General features: G+C 44.3%; 26 protein-coding genes and 1 pseudogene. 10 read left to right on the top strand and 17 right to left on the bottom strand.

Annotation, left to right across the window (positions count from 1 at the left end; translation table 11 throughout):
• Positions 1 to 136 precede the first annotated feature (136 nt).
• The 12 genes from QUA02_RS26485 to QUA02_RS26435 are packed head-to-tail and all read right to left on the bottom strand — an operon-like array spanning position 137 to position 4,647.
• Complete coding sequence (locus QUA02_RS26485) at positions 137 to 559, bottom strand: hypothetical protein (RefSeq protein WP_333032201.1); 423 nt, start codon at positions 557 to 559, stop codon at positions 137 to 139.
• Entirely contained in the window at positions 543 to 794 is a 252-nt protein-coding gene (locus QUA02_RS26480) for a hypothetical protein (RefSeq protein WP_333032200.1), read from the bottom strand. Before QUA02_RS26480 ends, QUA02_RS26485 begins: the two co-directional genes overlap by 17 nt.
• Positions 791 to 1,660 carry a hypothetical protein gene (locus QUA02_RS26475; RefSeq protein WP_333032198.1) on the bottom strand — a complete coding sequence of 290 codons (870 nt, stop codon included), beginning with the start codon at positions 1,658 to 1,660 and terminating at the stop codon, positions 791 to 793. The genes QUA02_RS26480 and QUA02_RS26475 overlap by 4 nt, the downstream gene beginning before the upstream one ends.
• Before the next feature lie 9 nt (positions 1,661 to 1,669).
• The gene (locus QUA02_RS26470) at positions 1,670 to 1,957 is read right to left on the bottom strand and encodes a hypothetical protein (RefSeq protein WP_333032195.1); all 288 of its coding nucleotides are present in this window, start codon (positions 1,955 to 1,957) and stop codon (positions 1,670 to 1,672) included.
• The gene (locus tag QUA02_RS26465) at positions 1,947 to 2,312 is read right to left on the bottom strand and encodes a hypothetical protein (RefSeq protein ID WP_333032192.1); all 366 of its coding nucleotides are present in this window, start codon (positions 2,310 to 2,312) and stop codon (positions 1,947 to 1,949) included. Before QUA02_RS26465 ends, QUA02_RS26470 begins: the two co-directional genes overlap by 11 nt.
• Before the next feature lie 10 nt (positions 2,313 to 2,322).
• Entirely contained in the window at positions 2,323 to 2,532 is a 210-nt protein-coding gene (locus QUA02_RS26460) for a hypothetical protein (RefSeq protein WP_333032188.1), read from the bottom strand.
• The gene (locus QUA02_RS26455; RefSeq protein WP_333032187.1) at positions 2,525 to 2,911 is read right to left on the bottom strand and encodes a hypothetical protein; all 387 of its coding nucleotides are present in this window, start codon (positions 2,909 to 2,911) and stop codon (positions 2,525 to 2,527) included. The genes QUA02_RS26460 and QUA02_RS26455 overlap by 8 nt, the downstream gene beginning before the upstream one ends.
• A 2-nt stretch (positions 2,912 to 2,913) precedes the next feature.
• Positions 2,914 to 3,354, bottom strand: coding sequence for a GIY-YIG nuclease family protein (locus QUA02_RS33725; RefSeq protein WP_445305210.1), 441 nt, complete (start codon positions 3,352 to 3,354; stop codon positions 2,914 to 2,916).
• The gene (locus tag QUA02_RS26450; protein WP_333032186.1) at positions 3,341 to 3,802 is read right to left on the bottom strand and encodes a hypothetical protein; all 462 of its coding nucleotides are present in this window, start codon (positions 3,800 to 3,802) and stop codon (positions 3,341 to 3,343) included. The genes QUA02_RS33725 and QUA02_RS26450 overlap by 14 nt, the downstream gene beginning before the upstream one ends.
• Positions 3,803 to 3,807: 5 nt before the next feature.
• Positions 3,808 to 4,065 (bottom strand): hypothetical protein, encoded by a 258-nt coding sequence (locus tag QUA02_RS26445; RefSeq protein ID WP_333032185.1) that lies wholly within the window; start codon positions 4,063 to 4,065, stop codon positions 3,808 to 3,810.
• Between the two features lie 2 nt (positions 4,066 to 4,067).
• Positions 4,068 to 4,280, bottom strand: coding sequence for a hypothetical protein (locus QUA02_RS26440; RefSeq protein WP_333032183.1), 213 nt, complete (start codon positions 4,278 to 4,280; stop codon positions 4,068 to 4,070).
• A 16-nt stretch (positions 4,281 to 4,296) separates the two neighbouring features.
• Entirely contained in the window at positions 4,297 to 4,647 is a 351-nt protein-coding gene (locus QUA02_RS26435; RefSeq protein ID WP_333032181.1) for a hypothetical protein, read from the bottom strand.
• Positions 4,648 to 4,663: 16 nt separating this feature from the next.
• Between QUA02_RS26435 and QUA02_RS26430 the strand changes: the two genes are divergently transcribed.
• A complete protein-coding gene (locus QUA02_RS26430) occupies positions 4,664 to 4,822 on the top strand; it encodes a hypothetical protein (RefSeq protein ID WP_333032180.1) in 159 nt (52 codons plus the stop codon).
• A gap of 103 nt (positions 4,823 to 4,925) precedes the next feature.
• Here QUA02_RS26430 and QUA02_RS26425 read toward each other — a convergent pair whose 3' ends face one another.
• From QUA02_RS26425 to QUA02_RS26415, 3 genes are all read right to left on the bottom strand, one after another.
• Positions 4,926 to 5,498, bottom strand: a complete 573-nt coding sequence (locus QUA02_RS26425) for a hypothetical protein (RefSeq protein WP_333032178.1) — start codon at positions 5,496 to 5,498, stop codon at positions 4,926 to 4,928.
• The gene (locus tag QUA02_RS26420) at positions 5,479 to 5,835 is read right to left on the bottom strand and encodes a hypothetical protein (protein ID WP_333032177.1); all 357 of its coding nucleotides are present in this window, start codon (positions 5,833 to 5,835) and stop codon (positions 5,479 to 5,481) included. The genes QUA02_RS26425 and QUA02_RS26420 overlap by 20 nt, the downstream gene beginning before the upstream one ends.
• A gap of 61 nt (positions 5,836 to 5,896) precedes the next feature.
• Positions 5,897 to 6,109, bottom strand: coding sequence for a hypothetical protein (locus tag QUA02_RS26415; protein WP_333032175.1), 213 nt, complete (start codon positions 6,107 to 6,109; stop codon positions 5,897 to 5,899).
• A 192-nt stretch (positions 6,110 to 6,301) separates the two neighbouring features.
• Here QUA02_RS26415 and QUA02_RS26410 point away from each other — a divergent pair, with 192 nt between their 5' ends.
• Together QUA02_RS26410 and QUA02_RS26405 are read left to right on the top strand one after the other, a co-directional pair.
• Positions 6,302 to 6,508 carry a hypothetical protein gene (locus QUA02_RS26410; RefSeq protein WP_333032173.1) on the top strand — a complete coding sequence of 69 codons (207 nt, stop codon included), beginning with the start codon at positions 6,302 to 6,304 and terminating at the stop codon, positions 6,506 to 6,508.
• 518 nt (positions 6,509 to 7,026) lie between these two features.
• Positions 7,027 to 7,284 carry a hypothetical protein gene (locus QUA02_RS26405; RefSeq protein WP_333032172.1) on the top strand — a complete coding sequence of 86 codons (258 nt, stop codon included), beginning with the start codon at positions 7,027 to 7,029 and terminating at the stop codon, positions 7,282 to 7,284.
• Positions 7,285 to 7,302: 18 nt separating this feature from the next.
• Here QUA02_RS26405 and QUA02_RS26400 read toward each other — a convergent pair whose 3' ends face one another.
• Positions 7,303 to 7,497: a hypothetical protein gene (locus QUA02_RS26400; protein WP_333032169.1), complete on the bottom strand. Its 195-nt coding sequence runs from the start codon at positions 7,495 to 7,497 to the stop codon at positions 7,303 to 7,305.
• Positions 7,498 to 7,560: 63 nt separating this feature from the next.
• Here QUA02_RS26400 and gcvT point away from each other — a divergent pair, with 63 nt between their 5' ends.
• Entirely contained in the window at positions 7,561 to 8,712 is a 1,152-nt protein-coding gene (gene gcvT / locus QUA02_RS26395; protein ID WP_333032168.1) for a glycine cleavage system aminomethyltransferase GcvT, read from the top strand.
• Between the two features lie 102 nt (positions 8,713 to 8,814).
• On the opposite strand, the gene QUA02_RS26390 is transcribed toward gcvT, so the two are convergent.
• Positions 8,815 to 9,660: an alpha/beta hydrolase gene (locus QUA02_RS26390; RefSeq protein ID WP_333032166.1), complete on the bottom strand. Its 846-nt coding sequence runs from the start codon at positions 9,658 to 9,660 to the stop codon at positions 8,815 to 8,817.
• A gap of 59 nt (positions 9,661 to 9,719) precedes the next feature.
• Here QUA02_RS26390 and gcvH point away from each other — a divergent pair, with 59 nt between their 5' ends.
• The 6 genes and pseudogenes from gcvH to QUA02_RS26360 form a co-directional block, all read left to right on the top strand.
• Positions 9,720 to 10,109, top strand: coding sequence for a glycine cleavage system protein GcvH (gene gcvH, locus QUA02_RS26385; protein WP_333032164.1), 390 nt, complete (start codon positions 9,720 to 9,722; stop codon positions 10,107 to 10,109).
• A gap of 311 nt (positions 10,110 to 10,420) precedes the next feature.
• Complete coding sequence (gcvP, locus tag QUA02_RS26380; RefSeq protein WP_333032163.1) at positions 10,421 to 13,417, top strand: aminomethyl-transferring glycine dehydrogenase; 2,997 nt, start codon at positions 10,421 to 10,423, stop codon at positions 13,415 to 13,417.
• A gap of 191 nt (positions 13,418 to 13,608) precedes the next feature.
• Positions 13,609 to 15,006, top strand: a complete 1,398-nt coding sequence (locus tag QUA02_RS26375) for an AAA family ATPase (RefSeq protein WP_333032160.1) — start codon at positions 13,609 to 13,611, stop codon at positions 15,004 to 15,006.
• A 5-nt stretch (positions 15,007 to 15,011) separates the two neighbouring features.
• Complete coding sequence (locus tag QUA02_RS26370) at positions 15,012 to 15,629, top strand: RloB family protein (RefSeq protein ID WP_333032158.1); 618 nt, start codon at positions 15,012 to 15,014, stop codon at positions 15,627 to 15,629.
• Positions 15,630 to 15,718: 89 nt separating this feature from the next.
• Positions 15,719 to 16,717 (top strand): glycoside hydrolase family 44 protein, encoded by a 999-nt coding sequence (locus QUA02_RS26365; protein ID WP_333032157.1) that lies wholly within the window; start codon positions 15,719 to 15,721, stop codon positions 16,715 to 16,717.
• Positions 16,718 to 16,796: 79 nt separating this feature from the next.
• Positions 16,797 to 16,906: pseudogene (locus tag QUA02_RS26360) on the top strand (IS630-like element ISMae24 family transposase); the annotation flags it as partial.

Raw genomic sequence — 16,906 nt, 5'->3', positions numbered from 1 at the left:
AATGCCCTTTACCCAATGCCCAATGCCCAATACCCAATGCCCGGTGCCTGATACCCAATGCCCGGTGCCCGGTGACTGATACCCAATGCCCGGCTGGGTTAAAGCGAATACAACCGTACCAGCCGGGATGGAAGTATTATTTACTACCTGCACCAATGATCCACATGGCGACAATGACAAAAGCTGCGATCGCCAAACCATGCTGCCAGGTCAGGAGATAATACAAATCCCAGAAGGTTAAAATGCCTCCGAAAGCTAGTGCTGCACCGGCCGTCCGCCACAAACCGGAGTAGGCACGATCGGCTGGTGAAATAGCACACAAACAGACTGAAGCACCGATAATGACCAAAACTCCCAAGAAAAGATGTGAGGGAAAGACCCGAAACACATTCGCGATGCCAATGCCGATCGAGAAATTCACTATCAAAAATTGCCAGTTGTTGACATTCTTGAGGTGTTTGAGTTCCGCTGACGGCTTATAAACGAGTGATTCTGCCTGTGGCTGTTGTTGCACAGCAGGCTTTTGTGGTAGTTGTGGAGAATTAGTTGGCAGAAACATGGTTGGTACATTTATTGAAGGTTTTTCCGTAGAGCAGACAACAATTGGGGCAAATCTGGATATTCTGTATTGCCGAAGTTTCAGCAACTACTAAATATCCGTAAGGGTTGGGTACTTTTATCCCCGGTTCATGGTCATCTGTCGTTACCCAGCCTGTGTTTGTCGTAGCAACAGTGCCATTCTTGTAATCGATCGAACTGACGACTTTGAAAACTTGACCTTTAGGAATAATCAATTTCCACCTCTGAAGAAACTACTAAATCTTGAAAAACCACGATTTATCTGCGAAGCAACACCATTAACTTTGCCTGCCATGTCGCCTGACCAGTTAACCGCCACATTGATTGAATCCTTGGCTCTGCCTGTTGCCGTAGCTTGCGGAACGGAACGTGTTGTGGCTAAACCTGGAGCTGAAATAAATTGAGGTTGAGAGAAATTGGACTGACTAATTTGGACTTGAGAAGAAGAGGAAGGGTTTAGAGATGGGTGACTCAAGCCATGAGTACCGTGTTTCAAGCCGTATGCAGCTTGCTTATAGATATTGGTTTCCTCTTCTTTCCATTTTGCTAATTGAGCAGCAAACTCTGGATTTCCTTGCATCCTTGTAGTGGCTGCATCAACTTCGGCAACTTTCTTAGCGATTGCTGCAATAACTGTGTTGTCCCAGAGAAGATTTTCTTGTACTGTTTCTGCTGCAAATTGTTCCTTATTTTTTGTTAGCCGATAATCTTGCTGCTCAACTGTTGCGCCGTATTTCGCCCGAGCAACCGCAACATCTATCTGAGCTTTCTTAATTTTCTCAGCGCCTTTATAGCCAGCTTCCATCAGCCAGCCTTGGAATTCACGGAAACAGATTTGTGCGTCAATGAGTAACTTGAACTTTTCTTTGATTTCGCTGATGTGGTCAAGAAACCATTTTGCTTGGATTGCCCGATCGCCGAACGCAGCCCAGCCCTGGGGAGTGAGTTGGTTCAAGTTAGCGGTTGTGATATTGAAAACATCAGCTAACATTTGCTCTCCGTCGTCATCAAGCGCGCCACCGACTAGGGTTGTGAGAAGGTATGTCAATACATCTTGTTCTTGGTCAAGTAGTTGTTGCATTTGTTTTTCCTAATCAAATTGTGTTGGATCATTAGGATCTAGATTATCGATCCAGTTTTTTGCATTAGCTAAAGCTGTTTCTGTGTTGTAAGCAACTCCTTGTTTTAGTCGATCGTACACACACCAATTCATTTTCTTGTCAAGCGATTTAAGCTTGATTACCAAACCTAAATATTCATATTCCTCAGAGTCAGAATCACAATCTATAACGCCTCTTGTTTGGAGATTAAGCAAGAGCTTAATAGCTAGGTTGCTGACGGTGCGCTCTGAAAACAGATTCAAGATTTTATCCAACATTATGGCTTACCTCACCAGATTCTTCATCCTCATAGTTCATAAAATCGTTAATCCACTGTTTAGCTGCTAAAAAGGAGGAAGCAGAGTCATAGGTCATGCCTTGATCGAGAAACCGATACATACCGTCGTAGACATACCAATTCCATTGTTCGCTCCAGCGTTCCTCTCCATCAATGTGAAAGCATCTCAAACGAATAATCAATCCACAGTGTTCATATTCATCTGATATTGGTGGATCTATTACCCATTCTGTGATTGCACCTTTAAGTTTTAGGTAGATCAACAACTGTTTGGTGAATGACAGGACGATCGAATCTGGCAACAGACTCAGTATTGGTTTAAGATTCTTACGCATTTCGTTGCCCTTACCGTCCTAGATAAGTTTTGATTTCAACTGTTTCTCCCGGTTCCGGTCTAGGGAGCTGAAGCTCAACTTCTTTCATTGCCCGAATCGCGCAGACTTCCGTGTCGCCGTAAACTGTAAAAACTTTGGTTGGGTGACGGCTGCTGGTAACGTAAACTGTTCGAGAATATTGATTCGCCACTTTTGCTGTTCCGAATAACCAATCAAGCATCTATTTGTTCCTCACGTTGATCACCTTGATTAATGTGATGAGGCACTTTACCCTCAAGAAATTCAACTACCCAAATTTGAGCTAGAGCAACAGCATCATCTCTTGTATCTGCGACTCCAGTTTTTAACACTACTTGCCCAAAACCGTCATAAACTAACCAATCCCAGTAATTGAGTTCTTCTCCCAAAAATGTTGAATATGCAAAGAAAGGCTTGACTTGAATTTGCAATCCTGCATAGAAATAGCAACCTGGCAGTAAATGTTCAGTATCATGATTAAAGTTTTGGTAAACTTTATTGATCAGCTCTGTCGAAAACTGAGCGATCGTCTTCTTAGAAACGAACAAACTCGGAAGTAGTTGCAGCAATTCTCTGAGCATAATTATCTAAAAAGTAGAGAGGAAAAAAGCATCAAAACCAAAACTGTAATAACTAAGTAAACAAAGTTGACAAGCCAACATAGAAGAAATAACGTAACTTGCATCCTTAAAACTCTCCAAGGATTCACTTGAAACCATTCAGTGTAGCCATCTAATCCTTTAGTTCGCAAATAGTGGCTACGCTCAAAGATTCTGTGCATCATTTTTTCTGTCAGTCTCATGTTCATGGTGAAGACGATCGCCCTAATTTGTAAGTTGGCTTCGTATTCTTGTGACAGGAAATATCGGCGTGTTTTTGGTGTTTCACTCAAACCAACTTTGCAAAGATTACCGTCTTGAAAAATGTAATTAAACCCAGGGACATATTCACTTTTTCTCTTAGGTTTCGGTTTTTTAGGTTGCCGTTGGTGTCTAAAAATTAGAGTTGCTTTAGGATTTCGCATTCATTTGTGCCTTCAAAAGAGCGATCGAATGAGATAAAAGTGCGACTTGTTGATTACATAATGCCCTATGTCGTGGTGTCAAACTTCGTATTTCTTGAGTAGCATTACACCGCGTGTCAAAGTCGCTGGATTTCAAATCATCTTCAAGTTTGGTGAAAGTGATTTTATTCTGTGCGATTTCGGCTTCGAGTTCTGGCAGCGACATCTCGTAGCTTGCGGGGCGCGAACTCGCCATCGGTCGTTTGACTCTACGCATCAAAACCACTTGTCGTTCTGCCAGTTTTTCATTACGTTTCGAGAGTTGCAAAAGTTCTTGACTTAATTTCAAAGAAGCTTTTGTATCGCTCACCTTTTTTATTTGAACTTTCAGCTTATTTTTGAGCAATTCGTTCGCATCACGTTCAGCTTGAAGCTCGTCATAAGTCATGCTTGTCAGTCTTTTTACCATGATGATTACTCGACTGTTTGACGGTTGTTGTTGCTGCCAATGCCTACTGAGGGAGCAATTTGATAAACTGTGGTGGTGTTGACTGTTTGACTGCCCTGGACGATCGTCGGAGGCGTTTGTTTCAGAGCTTCTTGATACCCGGTTTGGTAGCAAAATGCACCGAAACCAACCATCAATGCTGGGATAGCTCTACTCATCCAAGGATACCCAGGTTCAGAATTCTTACTTGTTGGTGTTGAATCTGCCGAAAATTGGTCATTCATGGTTAATATTCCTTGCTGTGATTAACAATTTTTGCGATCGTATTGCTTGCACTATCCTTTGAAATCCGTATCAAGCCTTCATCTGCCATATCTTGAACATCAATTTCTACTCGCCATTCTGCGATTAAAGTACAGAAAGCAATTTCTGCTGTGCTGCCTACTCCAAAAAGTTTCAGGAAATCGAGAATGGCTTGTATTTCAGGTGTTATTTCCACTCTTTGTTATCCTGGATTATGGTTCCCAACAATCAGCAGTGAGATAATCGTCGTCAGATGCGAATGTGCATTCATAATCTTGCTGTTCAGTCTCGAAACGGTAACAAACTCCAGGATAGGGACAATGCCTACCTCCGACGCAGTTAGGAGGTATTTCTCGTTCTTTTGGTTTGCAGAGTTGCAGGTTGTCGTCTACTGGTTCCAGAAGTCGAGTTCGTAGCTTGCGGGCGCGTAGCGCATCGCCTAATGGAGACAAATCCAAGTCAATCACTCGGCACAGTTGCAAGCATTTTTTCTCCGCACTGTAGACATAAACTCTCTGGTCTGGATGCCAATCGTAAACTTGGTCAGAAGTAATGGGAATCATTTAGCACACTCCTGTCATGAAAACTGAAGCTGAGCTAATCGGGTACGGGTTAACTGGAGCGGGAAAAATTGATAGCAACCATTTGAACATTGCTCTTTTCTCCTTTGCTGAAATACTTTCTGAAGTAGTTAATGAAGCGGAATGGAGAGCGGAAAAGGAAAGCAAGCTCGCATAGATAACTAAAGCAGCGAATAGTTTTTCTTTCTGAGCGCTACGAGCTTGCTCTTCTAGAACTAGCCGTGAGCTATAAGCTTGGGCGAGTTCCAAACACGAATCAATTAGCCCCAGGCTCCAGTTATCCGTTTGGGTGCCTCGGTTTTTTTTCCTGGTAGGCTTCCGTTCCGTAAATCCAGGGGCGCATTTTCAACCGCCTGAACTACTTGTTTGAAATTCGATCGAGTGTTTGCTGAGCGGGTGTGTAACTCGTCAGCAACATTGCTGCCGAGGGCCACAAAGAAAGCGTCAACTACAGGAACCGCAGCAGCAGCACCCACATCTGTCATTGCCAGGGCTGCTTCAGTTGTTGCCGTTTGAACTGCGACCACTAACTCATTGGTTTCTTCTTGAGCATCCCGGTGCTCGCTGTGGTCGATCGCGTTCTCGTCAATATTGTCGTTTTGGAATTCTGCTGCTGTTCCTGTCCGGGCATTGGCGATCGCCAATATTGCTTCCTGCACCGACAGCCTATCCTCACGGATCAGCTTGTAATATTGGCGAACCTCTAAAGTGTCTGCTTCGGAGACTGTCGTTTGCTGCCACTCCGCCTGCCCAAGGGCTTTGCGGACATTCGTGATCTCTTTGACACTCCCCAATCCGAGTTCCCATTTCAGATCATTGCGCGAAGTATTCATCTGTTTCTAGTCCTTTTTCTTTGAGGTAAGTACGGGTTCTTTCTAGGTTTCGATCGCATTCATTCAGAAAAATCTCTTGTATGCGAACCAGACACCATTTTGTGAAATCTGAAAATTGGCGTGTATAGATCGCCCGCTCTGCTTCTGGGCATTCTTCCAGCAGTGCCAGCCGTCTTTTAAACGAACCCTCGGACATCGCTGGGGCGTTTTTGCGGTTCTTTTTACCTACCTGTCCCAGTAGTTCTTTGAGCTGAGTCCGAGTCCAATAATTGCGCTTCCCATTTGGCTGCTCAAACTGTGCCGGGTACGGTCTACGGCATTTCTTTGCGTATCTCACGAGCTATTTACAGTTACTGGATTTTGGGTACTTTAATTGGATCGCAGCCAGAGCAAAAAAATTATCGATCGTCCCGTGGGCTTCCTTTTTCGGTTCCTGGCTCAGGGCTTTTAGCTTTGGGGGAAGTTTTCGTTGCGTCCCAGTAGCCATATTCCCGCCTGTAATTCCATACCTTCTCTGCTGCTTCTTCAGGCGTTTTGCCGAAAGCTTTCACGGTGCAGTTGCGGTTGAACGAACGTTCAACCACAACTAGATGCTGTGGCTGTAGTAACATAATGCTGTCTCCTAGTGCCGTGTGGCGGCATTGGTGGAAAGTCTGGTGAACGTGTTGACGCACGTTTACCAGGCGTTTTTGCAAATGTAACACTAAATTAGTGTTACGTCAAGAAAAACTTAGAAACTTTCTAAGTTTTCCATTATCCTGATTTGAGTAGTCAAAGGATTTTATGGGATTTTATGGGATTTCATGGCAAAAAGTAGGGATAGTCGCGATCGCATATCGGTGACATTCGATATTGGGCAGTTGCGGGAGCGATTAAAGGCTCAGGCGATCGAACCGAGCCAGTCTTTAGCGTCGATCGTGCGGATGGCTCTGATCGAATGGCTTGAGCAACGCGAAGCTGTCCAAGTTGAAGAATCTGAAAATTCTGAAAATTTGCAAAAAAGGGATTAAATTGATATATCAGTTATTGAAAATGCTAATAATGTATACACAGTAAGTATTACAAGTAAATTAAAACTACTCTGGGGTAGTAGGGGTCGTGGGTTCAAATCCCGCCGCTCCGATCGTGATAAAACCTTCTCATAGAGAAGGTTTTGTTGTTTTAGGGCAGGCGACGCAGCTCTTACCATTCTCAATTAGGAGTGACACAATAGGTCAAACTTAAACATTGAATGCGATAAAAGTGCGATATGCCCAAAGGCTCCGTAAATATAGAAGTTTTCAAGGCTCGGCTCCGGTTAGCGTGGTCGTGGCAGGACACCGGCGTAGAATGCCAGTCCGCCAGTCCGCTACAACCCCTGATACTTCCTATCCCCCGGCGGGAAAAACATTAGAGCAAAGCGAACATTCAGGGAAAAAGTAGGGATTCTCGCGATCGACTAACGATAACTTTCGATGTCGGCGGATTGCGCGATCGAGTTCATAGACAAGCAAGTGAGCCGAATCAGTCTTTAGCATCGATCGTCGGCATGGCTGTACTCGAATGGCTGGCCGTTCGCGAAGCCCTCGAAGAGGATCGGGAATCCAAGTCTGATATCATTTTCGGTTGCATCGGAATAATTTATTTGGATGATAGCAGTGCGAGCGTCCATAGCGAACGATCTGTAGCCGTTCGCTATGGACGACGTGAGCGCGCTCATAATTCCGATGCTACCGGATTTGATATGAGTCAAAAATTTATCAAAAAAGCGATTAAATTGATATATCAGTTATTGAAAATGCTTTAATTGTATGCACAGTAACTATTACAACCAACATGACACTACAATTTCATCTTCTGGGGTCAGCGGTTCGATCCCGCTATTCTCCATAAAAAAGAGTAGGGAAACGGCACTGCCTTGTCCTAATTTGTAGCAAAACAGTAGCACCGCGTGCTGAAATTCGATCGCGCTTTGTAGCAAAACAGTAGCACCGCGTGCTGAAATTCGATCGCGCCGCACAGCCAGAAAACCAATTTTCCCGTAAAATCAAAACAGTCTACCCGCAAAAACAAGGGGCTACCTGTGGCCAAGTCAACTGAACCCAGCAATCCTCAGAGGCCGAGCCAACTCGCGCGATCGCCTCTGTACGACCTATCATTAGAACTCAAAGCTCGGATGGTTCCCTTTTCCGGGTGGGAGATGGCGGTGCAGTACGCAGGCATCAGCAGCGAACATCAAGCAGTACGCCAGCAAGCAGGAATGTTCGACATTTCCCACATGGGAAAATTTGGTTTGAGAGGGAAACAACTAATAGAAAAATTTCAACCCTTAGTACCCTCAGACTTGAGCCGCTTGCAACCCGGTCAATCTCAATATACAGTCTTGCTAAATGCCAAAGGCTGCATCTTAGACGACATTATTTTCTACTGCCAAAAACCAGACGCCACCACTAGCGAAGAACGGGCAGTAATCATCGTCAACGCTGCCACTCGCATTAGAGATAAAGCTTGGATTGCCGCCCACTTAGAATTGAGCGGAATCGGTTTTACAGACATCTCCAAAAACAAAGTTTTGATCGCAATTCAAGGGCCAGAAGCTGTTAATTTCCTCCAGCCTTTGGTGGAAGACAACCTAGAACCAATTAAGGCTTTCTGCAACTTAGAAACCAACCTGTTGGGACAGCCGAGTTTTATCGCCCGAACTGGTTACACCGGCGAAGATGGGTTTGAAATCATGGTGGATGCCGAAGTTGGAAAAGAACTGTGGCAAAAACTGTTAACTGCTGGCGTCCGGCCCTGCGGTTTGGGTGCGAGAGATACTTTGCGTTTAGAAGCAGCAATGGCTCTTTACGGTCAAGATATCGACGACAATATCACGCCTTTAGAGGCTGGATTGGGTTGGGTAGTTCATCTCGATACTAAAGGCGATTTTATTGGGCGGGAGGTTTTGGAACAGCAGAAAGCCAATGGAGTATCGAAGCGGTTGGTAGGGTTAGAAATGCAGGGGCGGCACATTGCGCGCCACGGCTATCCGGTAATATTTGAAGGCGAAACAGTAGGAGAAGTTACTAGCGGTACATTATCGCCTACATTGAATCGGGCGATCGCCCTCGCGGTTGTTCCCTCAAAATTAGCTAAAATCGGTCAGCAGTTAGAAGTCGAAATTCGCGGGAAAAACTATCCGGCTAGTGTGGTGAAAAAACCATTTTATCGATCGCAAAACCGCCCCAGTTAAATTAAGTAGGTAAGCCTTAATTTAGGGGCGTTGCTCATAGCAACGGTTCACAATAAAGTATAAGTGTATGTGTTGTTGTGGAACGGGCTTCTAGCCCGTTGCTCATAATTGTGGTCGAGAAGACTCATCTACTAGCTTAGCAAATTGTCGCAAAGTTGCAGCATAGCGATCGCCCGCCACATCCATCAAATCATTATGACCGGCCCCATCAACCCAAAAAATTAATTTCGGCTGCTTCGCCACCGCAAACAACTGTTCTCCATGCCAAAAATGCACCACCTCATCAGCCTTACCGTGAATCACCAAAACAGGCGATCGAACTTTGCCAATCTTATCAATATTCACAAACTTGTCAAAGGGTAAAAGCGGAATCCGCGTTAACACCCGAAAAGCCGAAACAAAGGAACTTTCAACCACCAAACCGCCGACTTTTTGCCGCGAAGCCAAATCAATTGCCGGCCCACCCCCCACGGAACGCCCGTAAAGAATAATTTGCTTTGCAGATACTCCCAACTTTTGGGTTAAATAATTATAAGCAGCATCAATATCACGATAAGTATTATACTCAGAAGGATTTCCCTGACTCGTGCCATAACCTTGATAATCATAGGCAAACACAGCAAACCCGCTATCTCGAATCTCTCTGAGTACCCACAAAATCCCGCCCAAGTCTTCCGCATTCCCGTGACTGTAAAGTATGGTATATTTAGCTTGCGGGTTAGGAAAATGAACAGCAGAAATTTTCACGCCATTAGCTGAACCAACTTTGATAACTTCCCTGCTATCACTCTGACTAGATGGAGGAGGTTGAAAAATTAGCCGTTCTGAAAAAAAGAAACCGTAAAAACACAGAAATGCGTAAATAAAAATTATAGATAGCATAAGTCGTTTGACAGAAAATTCTCCAAAAAGCAAGCGTTTAATATTTTTTCTGTTCCACTTAGTCATTACTAAAGGCTCATAGTTGAATAAGATTTAACTAATACTTTTTTATTGCGAGAAAAGACATGGCACTAACATACCCCGATGACCTGAAATACCTAGACACCCACGAATACATCCGACTCGAAGGCGAAATTGCCACGATCGGCATCAGTGCTTTTGCAGTTGACCAACTCGGCGATATCGTGTTTCTAGATTTGCCAGAAGTGGGTGCAGGGTTGGCAAAGGGGGAAGCTTTCGGTACAGTCGAGTCAGTCAAAGCAGTTGAAGACTTGAAAGCACCCGTTACCGGTACAGTCGTAGAACGCAATGATGACATTATAGAGTCTCCTGAAAACTTGACGGAAGACCCCTATGGCGCTGGGTGGCTGCTGAAAGTGCGCGTTGACAATCCCAGCGAAGCCGATGACGCTTTATCGGCCGCGGAGTATAGCCAAATGGTGGAAGGGGAGTAGTTATGAGTTTTGGGTTTTGAGTGGGAATTTGGGGCTAGGGCTCGTAGATTCCTCCACAATCCGCCAGGGGTTGAAACCCACGGGGCTTATAGCACAAGTCGTCTAAAGACGACTGAAATACTAACCAGTGGCGCGGGGAGTTGCGATAAGTGCGCCTTAATCTACAGTCGTCTTCAGACGACTTTAGCTATGAGACAGGGGTTTCAACCCCTGTCGGACTGTCGGACTTTGATAGACGCAGAAAATCTTCCTTGTTTTCTTAGCAAAATGTTACAAACAAAGAAGCAAAAATCAATTCAGGAGAATCAGCCTTGGTACTCTACAGCCCTCAACTTGAACCCAACCAACAGCAAAACCTTTCCCCCATCGATGGTTTTGCGGGCCGGCACATTGGCCCGAAACCCAGCGAAATCCAGCAAATGCTCGATGTTTTGGGCATTTCGGGCCTCGATGAGTTGATTGACAAAACGGTTCCTGCGACGATTCGCATTTTTCAACCCTTACAACTTCCCGCAGCGCAAAGCGAGTACAGCGCTTTGGCAGAATTGAAAGAAATTGCTGCAAAAAATCAGGTATTTCGATCGTACATCGGCACTGGATATCACGACTGCATAACTCCCCCGGTCATCCAGCGGAATATCCTAGAAAATCCCGGCTGGTATACAGCTTACACTCCCTACCAAGCGGAAATTGCTCAAGGGCGGTTGGAAGCTTTGCTAAATTTCCAAACCATGATAATTGACCTCACGGGTTTGGAAATTGCCAACGCTTCTTTGCTGGATGAAGGGACAGCGGCGGCGGAAGCGATGGCGGTAAGTTACGGCGCGAGTAAAAATAAGGGAAAAGCGTTTTTTGTTTCTCAAGATTGCCACCCTCAAACTGTGGAAGTCGTGCAAACTCGCGCTAAGCCGCTGGGAATTGAGGTAATTGTCGGCGACCATCAAAGCTTTGAGTTCGATCGTACAATCTTCGGCGCTCTCGTGCAATACCCCGCCACAGACGGCGCAATTTACGACTATACCGATTTTATTCGATCGGCTCACGAAGTCGGCGCATTAGTCACAGTTGCTGCCGACATTTTGAGCCTTTGCTTGCTCAAACCCCCCGGCGAATTCGGCGCGGATATAGCCGTAGGAAGCACTCAGCGCTTCGGAGTTCCGATGGGATTCGGAGGGCCCCACGCAGCCTATTTCGCCACGCGAGAAGAGTTTAAACGGCAAGTTCCGGGGCGAATTGTTGGCGTTTCCAAAGATGCTAACGGCAAGTCAGCGTTGCGTTTGGCCTTGCAAACTCGCGAACAGCACATCCGCCGCGAAAAAGCAACTAGCAATATTTGTACTGCTCAAGTTTTGCTAGCAGTGATGGCGAGTATGTATGCTGTTTATCATGGCCCGTCTGGACTTAGACAAATTGCTGAACAAGTACGCAGCTTAACTGCAATTTTAGCATCTGGTCTTTCCAGTTTTGGATACGCAATTGGCGATCGACCTTTCTTCGATACTCTGCGGGTAGAATTGGGAGATAAACCACTATCGGAAGTTCTACAAGCCGCTCAAAATCGCCACATTAATCTACGGGTGTTTGATGAAACAACCGTGGGAATTACTCTCGATGAAACTGTCACGGCTGAAGATGTCAAAGAGTTGTGGAAAATTTTTGCACGGGAGAAGGATTATATCAGGGGTGACGGCGAGAATTCTCTGAGTGTTCCGCTGAATGCAGACGCCTTCACTTCCTATATGATGTTACCTGATTTTTGCGATCGCACCAGCAGCTATCTCGCCCATCCAGTTTTCAACAGCTACCATTCAGAAACTGAACTTTTGCGCTATTTGCACCGTTTAGAAGCCAAGGATTTATCGCTAAACACATCGATGATTCCCTTGGGTTCTTGCACAATGAAATTGAATGCAACAGCAGAGATGATGCCGGTGACTTGGGCGGAATTTGGCAAGATACATCCTTTTGCACCCCGCGATCAAACTCGCGGCTATCAAATGATGTTCGTGCAACTAGAACAGTGGCTGGCAGAAATCACCGGTTTTGCGGGAATTTCTTTGCAGCCAAATGCCGGTTCTCAGGGCGAATACGCGGGTTTGTTAGTAATTCGCCAATACCACGAACACCGAGGCGAATCTCACCGAAATATCTGTTTGATTCCGCAGTCAGCCCACGGTACAAATCCGGCTAGCGCGGTGATGGCGGGGATGAAAGTAGTTGCTGTCGAGTGCGATTCTCAGGGCAATATTGATGTTGCTGACTTGCAGAAAAAAGCCGACAAACACAAAAATGAACTTGCGGCTTTGATGGTAACATATCCATCAACCCACGGCGTTTTTGAGGAAGAAATTAAAGACATTTGCGAGATTGTTCACAACTGCGGCGGACAAGTTTATATGGACGGCGCAAATATGAATGCTCAAGTTGGTTTGTGCCGTCCCGGTGATTTTGGTGCTGATGTTTGTCACTTGAATCTGCACAAAACTTTCTGTATTCCCCACGGCGGCGGCGGGCCGGGAATGGGGCCGATAGGGGTGATGTCTCATTTAGTGCCTTTCTTGCCTGATGTGTCGGCAGATCCCCCCCAGCCCCCCTTAACAAGGGGGGGGCAAGAGTGGCCTAATCAATCGATAGAACCCCCAACAAATGGAGATAGAGATAGCAATTCTATAGGTGCTATTTCGGCGGCGCCTTGGGGAAGTGCTAGCATTTTGACTATTTCTTGGATGTACATTCGGATGATGGGAGGATCTGGTTTAACTGAGGCGACAAAAGTAGCAATTCTTAATGCTAATTACATGGCGCATCGGTTAAAATCTTATTATCCGGTTTTGTATAAAGGGAAAGCTGGTTTAGTGGCGCACGAGTGTATTCTAGATTTGCGATCGCTCAAAAAGACCGCAGGCATTGAAGTCGAAGATATCGCCAAACGGTTGATGGATTACGGCTATCACGCGCCGACAGTTTCTTGGCCGGTTGCTGGTACGGTGATGGTGGAACCGACGGAAAGCGAATCGAAGCAGGAATTAGACCGTTTTTGCGATGCGATGATTGCGATTCGATCTGAAATTGCGGAGATTGAAAAAGGTAATGTTGACGCGCAAAATAACGTCTTGAAAAATGCGCCGCACACCGCAGAATCTCTGATGGTTGATGAGTGGAATCGTCCTTATACTCGCGCGCAAGCTGCTTATCCGGCACCTTGGACTCGCGAACATAAGTTTTGGCCGGCGGTGGGTAGAATAGACAATGCTTTTGGCGATCGCAATTTTGTCTGTTCTTGTTTGCCAATGGAGGCTTACACTTAAGACTGAAATTTATGCTAAATCTCGTTTGGATCTGAGTTTAGCGCCCCTGGGCATCCCCACATCTCCGTCTAGAGAGATGAACTTTGCATAAAACTAGGTAATTTAGGAGATTTTTTCTCCTAAATACCTGTTTTAGGCTACCATAATGGGTGAAAGTAGTGTAATCCAATGCCTCCTAATGGGTAAAAACCATGTTAATTCAACTTACTATACAAAATTTCTTATCCTTCAGGGATGAAGTCACTTTTAGTATGGTGGGAGTTAATAGCGACCTAGAACATATAGATCACCTTGCTGAAGATGCAGCAGGAAAAGGGCGATCGATATTGCCAATTGGAGCAATCTACGGAGCAAACGCAGCAGGCAAGTCAAATCTGATCGAGGCTATAAGTTTTGCAAAAAATTTAGTTGTACAGGGAACTCGCAGCAGTCAAACTATCCCTGTTTCTCCATTCAAACTGGGTGATTATAGTAAGCAGCCTAGCAAGTTTGAGTTTATTTTTACGCACCAAGGCGATCAATACTCCTACGGGTTTAAATTAAATAGAGAGCAAATTTTTGAAGAATGGCTTCATGGAATCCCTGATGGCAAGAAGCAGGAAGTGATGTACTTTGAGCGAATCACGTCATCAAAAAAAGAAACTACAGTAGAATATGGTGCAAAACTTAAAGGTCGAAGCAAGAAGCGTCAACAGTTTCTCGATTTTATTGCAGAGGGAACGCGCCCTAATCAACTTTTTTTAACAGAATCTCTTGAGCGAAATGTTGTTATTTTACAACCAATTTTTGACTGGTTCAGAAAAGTATTAACTATTATTCCTGCCGAAGCAGATTATACAGGCTTGGAAATTAATATACTCAGTGATGAATCATTCACGGACTTTCTCAGTGAGTTTCTTAAATTTGCAGGAACAGGCATTGATTCCATAGTCACAGAGAAAGTAGAGTTGGATTTTGAGCGACACTTTCCAACTATGCCTAAAGTTTTAAGAGAGAATCTTATTCAGGCCCTGAATCAAGCAGAAAAAAATTCAATTGTAATGATTGAAAACTTAGGAGGTACAAGAGATATGCTGTTTAAGAATGATGAGAGTCAAGTAATTTTGATTCAACTCAGAACTCTTCATCGCAGTGAAGATGGAGGGTTTATTGATTTTTCAATAGCAGAGGAATCAGAAGGAACTCAACGTCTGATTAATCTGATTCCGGCTCTGTTTATTTTAAAGCAAGAAGAAGAAAAAGTATTTTTTCTGGATGAACTTGATAGACGTTTGCATCCTCTGCTTTCTCGGAATTTTGTACAAGTAGCAATCAATTGTAGAGACAAAAACAATCAACTCATTTTTACAACCCATGATACCAATTTGCTAGACTTAGATTTACTCCGACGTGATGAAATTTGGTTTGTTGAAAAGAGCGAACAAGGTGTGTCTAATCTTTACTCTTTAGCCGAATTCAAAATGAAACCCGATCTGAAAATTGAGAAAGGTTATTTGAATGGACGTTTTGGAGCTATTCCCTTCTTTGGAAATCCACAAAGTTTAGGCTGGTTTAATTGTGAAACCGATCTATCCGTGATAACTAAGTAATAGCAATGGCAAAAATTAAGCGAACAAAATTATTAGATCGCGAACACGATCGGAGAGATACAAAACTATTTATAGTTGCTACGGAAGGTAAGGAAACTGAAAAGCAATATTTTGGGATGTTTAAGAGCACCCGACTCAAAGTGGAGATATTAGCAACTCCAGATGGTAAATCTTCACCTGAATATGTTTTAAAGCGTTTAGATATATTCAAAAAACAATACGATATAAATGAGGATGATATGCTTTGGCTGGTTTTTGATGTGGATCGTTGGCGTGACAAAAAATTGAGTGATGTCTGTAGCCAAGCTAGGCAAAGAGGTTATAATTTAGCTATTAGCAATCCTTGTTTTGAAGTATGGTTAACTTTACACTTTGAAGATATTAATACTCAGGAGGAGCAGACTTGCAAGTGCGATGAATTTAAGAAAAGACTACGAAGAATTTTAGGAAGTTACAATGGTAGCAATCTGGATATCTCTGCTTACCAGCCACATACTAAAGATGCAGTAAATCGAGCGAAAAATCTACATCCAAGTTCTCAGCAAGATTGGCCACCAACACTAGGAACCCATGTCTATAGACTGGTTGAGATTCTGCTGAAAAGCTTGGGTAGTGACTGCTGACTTCAACATCTTCTATAATGTGAATAAGAGATTAGGATAATTTAATTAACATTTTTCGATCGCACAAGCAGTTTTCAGGCCCTATCAAAATGAATGCACGATTTGTGTGGCGATCGCCCGACAATAAACCGCGTTGGATTATCCTATTATTGTTAGGTGTTTTGGCGGCTTTGGGGGTGGTAGCAACAGCAGCTTACCTCAAAACGACGATCGCCCAAACAGACAATCCCACCTTATCTGTAGACGTTACAGCCGATCGACATTCCATCAGTCCCGACATCTACGGTATGAATGATTATGCGATCGATCCGGCCCTCGCGCAAGAGTTACGAATTCCGGTAGAACGCTGGGGTGCCAATCACACCAGCCGCTACAACTGGTTAGTCGATTCTTCCAACAGCGGCGATGACTTCTTTTTCGTGGGTGGCGGCGACAATAAAAATCCTGTTCCCGGCGATTCTATAGATAAAATTGTCAAAACCAACCGCCAAAACGGCAGCAAAAGCATCGTTACTATTCCGATGATTGGCTATGTAAATAAATTTAGCACTTGGAACTGCGGCTTTAGAGTATCTAAATATGGGCCGCAAGAAAAAACTAATCCTTACATTTTTCCAGAAGGCGATAAGTGCGGCAATGGGAAGCGTCCCGATGGCACTTTAATCGCTGATAATAATCGCCTTGATGTCAGTATTACTAGCAATCCAGAATTTCAAAAAGCTTGGGTTCAACACTTAGTTAAAACCCACGGTACTGCTGTTAACGGCGGCGTGCAAATTTACCAAATGGACAACGAACCAAGCGGCTGGGGAAATACTCACCGCGATGTTCATCCAGAAGCGACGAGTTACGATGAATTGCGCGATCGCACTTACCAATATGCGTCAATGGTAAAAGCTACAGATCCCACTGCTAAGGTACTCGGCCCGTCGGATTTTGGCTGGCCTGTATATGTGGATTCTCTCGTAAAAGGCGATCGCGAAAAACACGGCGGTGTCGGGTTTGCGCGGTGGTACTTGCAACAAATGCGCGCTTACGAACAGCAAAAAGGTGTTCGCATTCTCGACTATTTCGACGAACACTACTAAGTAGCTCAACAAAATTAATTACACAAATCAACTAATATGATATACTGTAAATATCAAGTTGTATTCAAAGAAATTTTATATGTTTTTACTTCGAGATATCAATCCACTTTCGTTGAAATTGCTAAACCGAATTTATCGCGAAAGCAGACATCATCAAGTGCGTCAAAGAGCACAATTTTTAATTTTGGT

It is taken from the genome of Microcoleus pseudofavosus SVA1_A4, assembly GCF_036700565.1.
Lineage (GTDB): Bacteria > Cyanobacteriota > Cyanobacteriia > Cyanobacteriales > Microcoleaceae > Microcoleus.
This window is presented reverse-complemented; position numbering and strand designations above follow the sequence as displayed.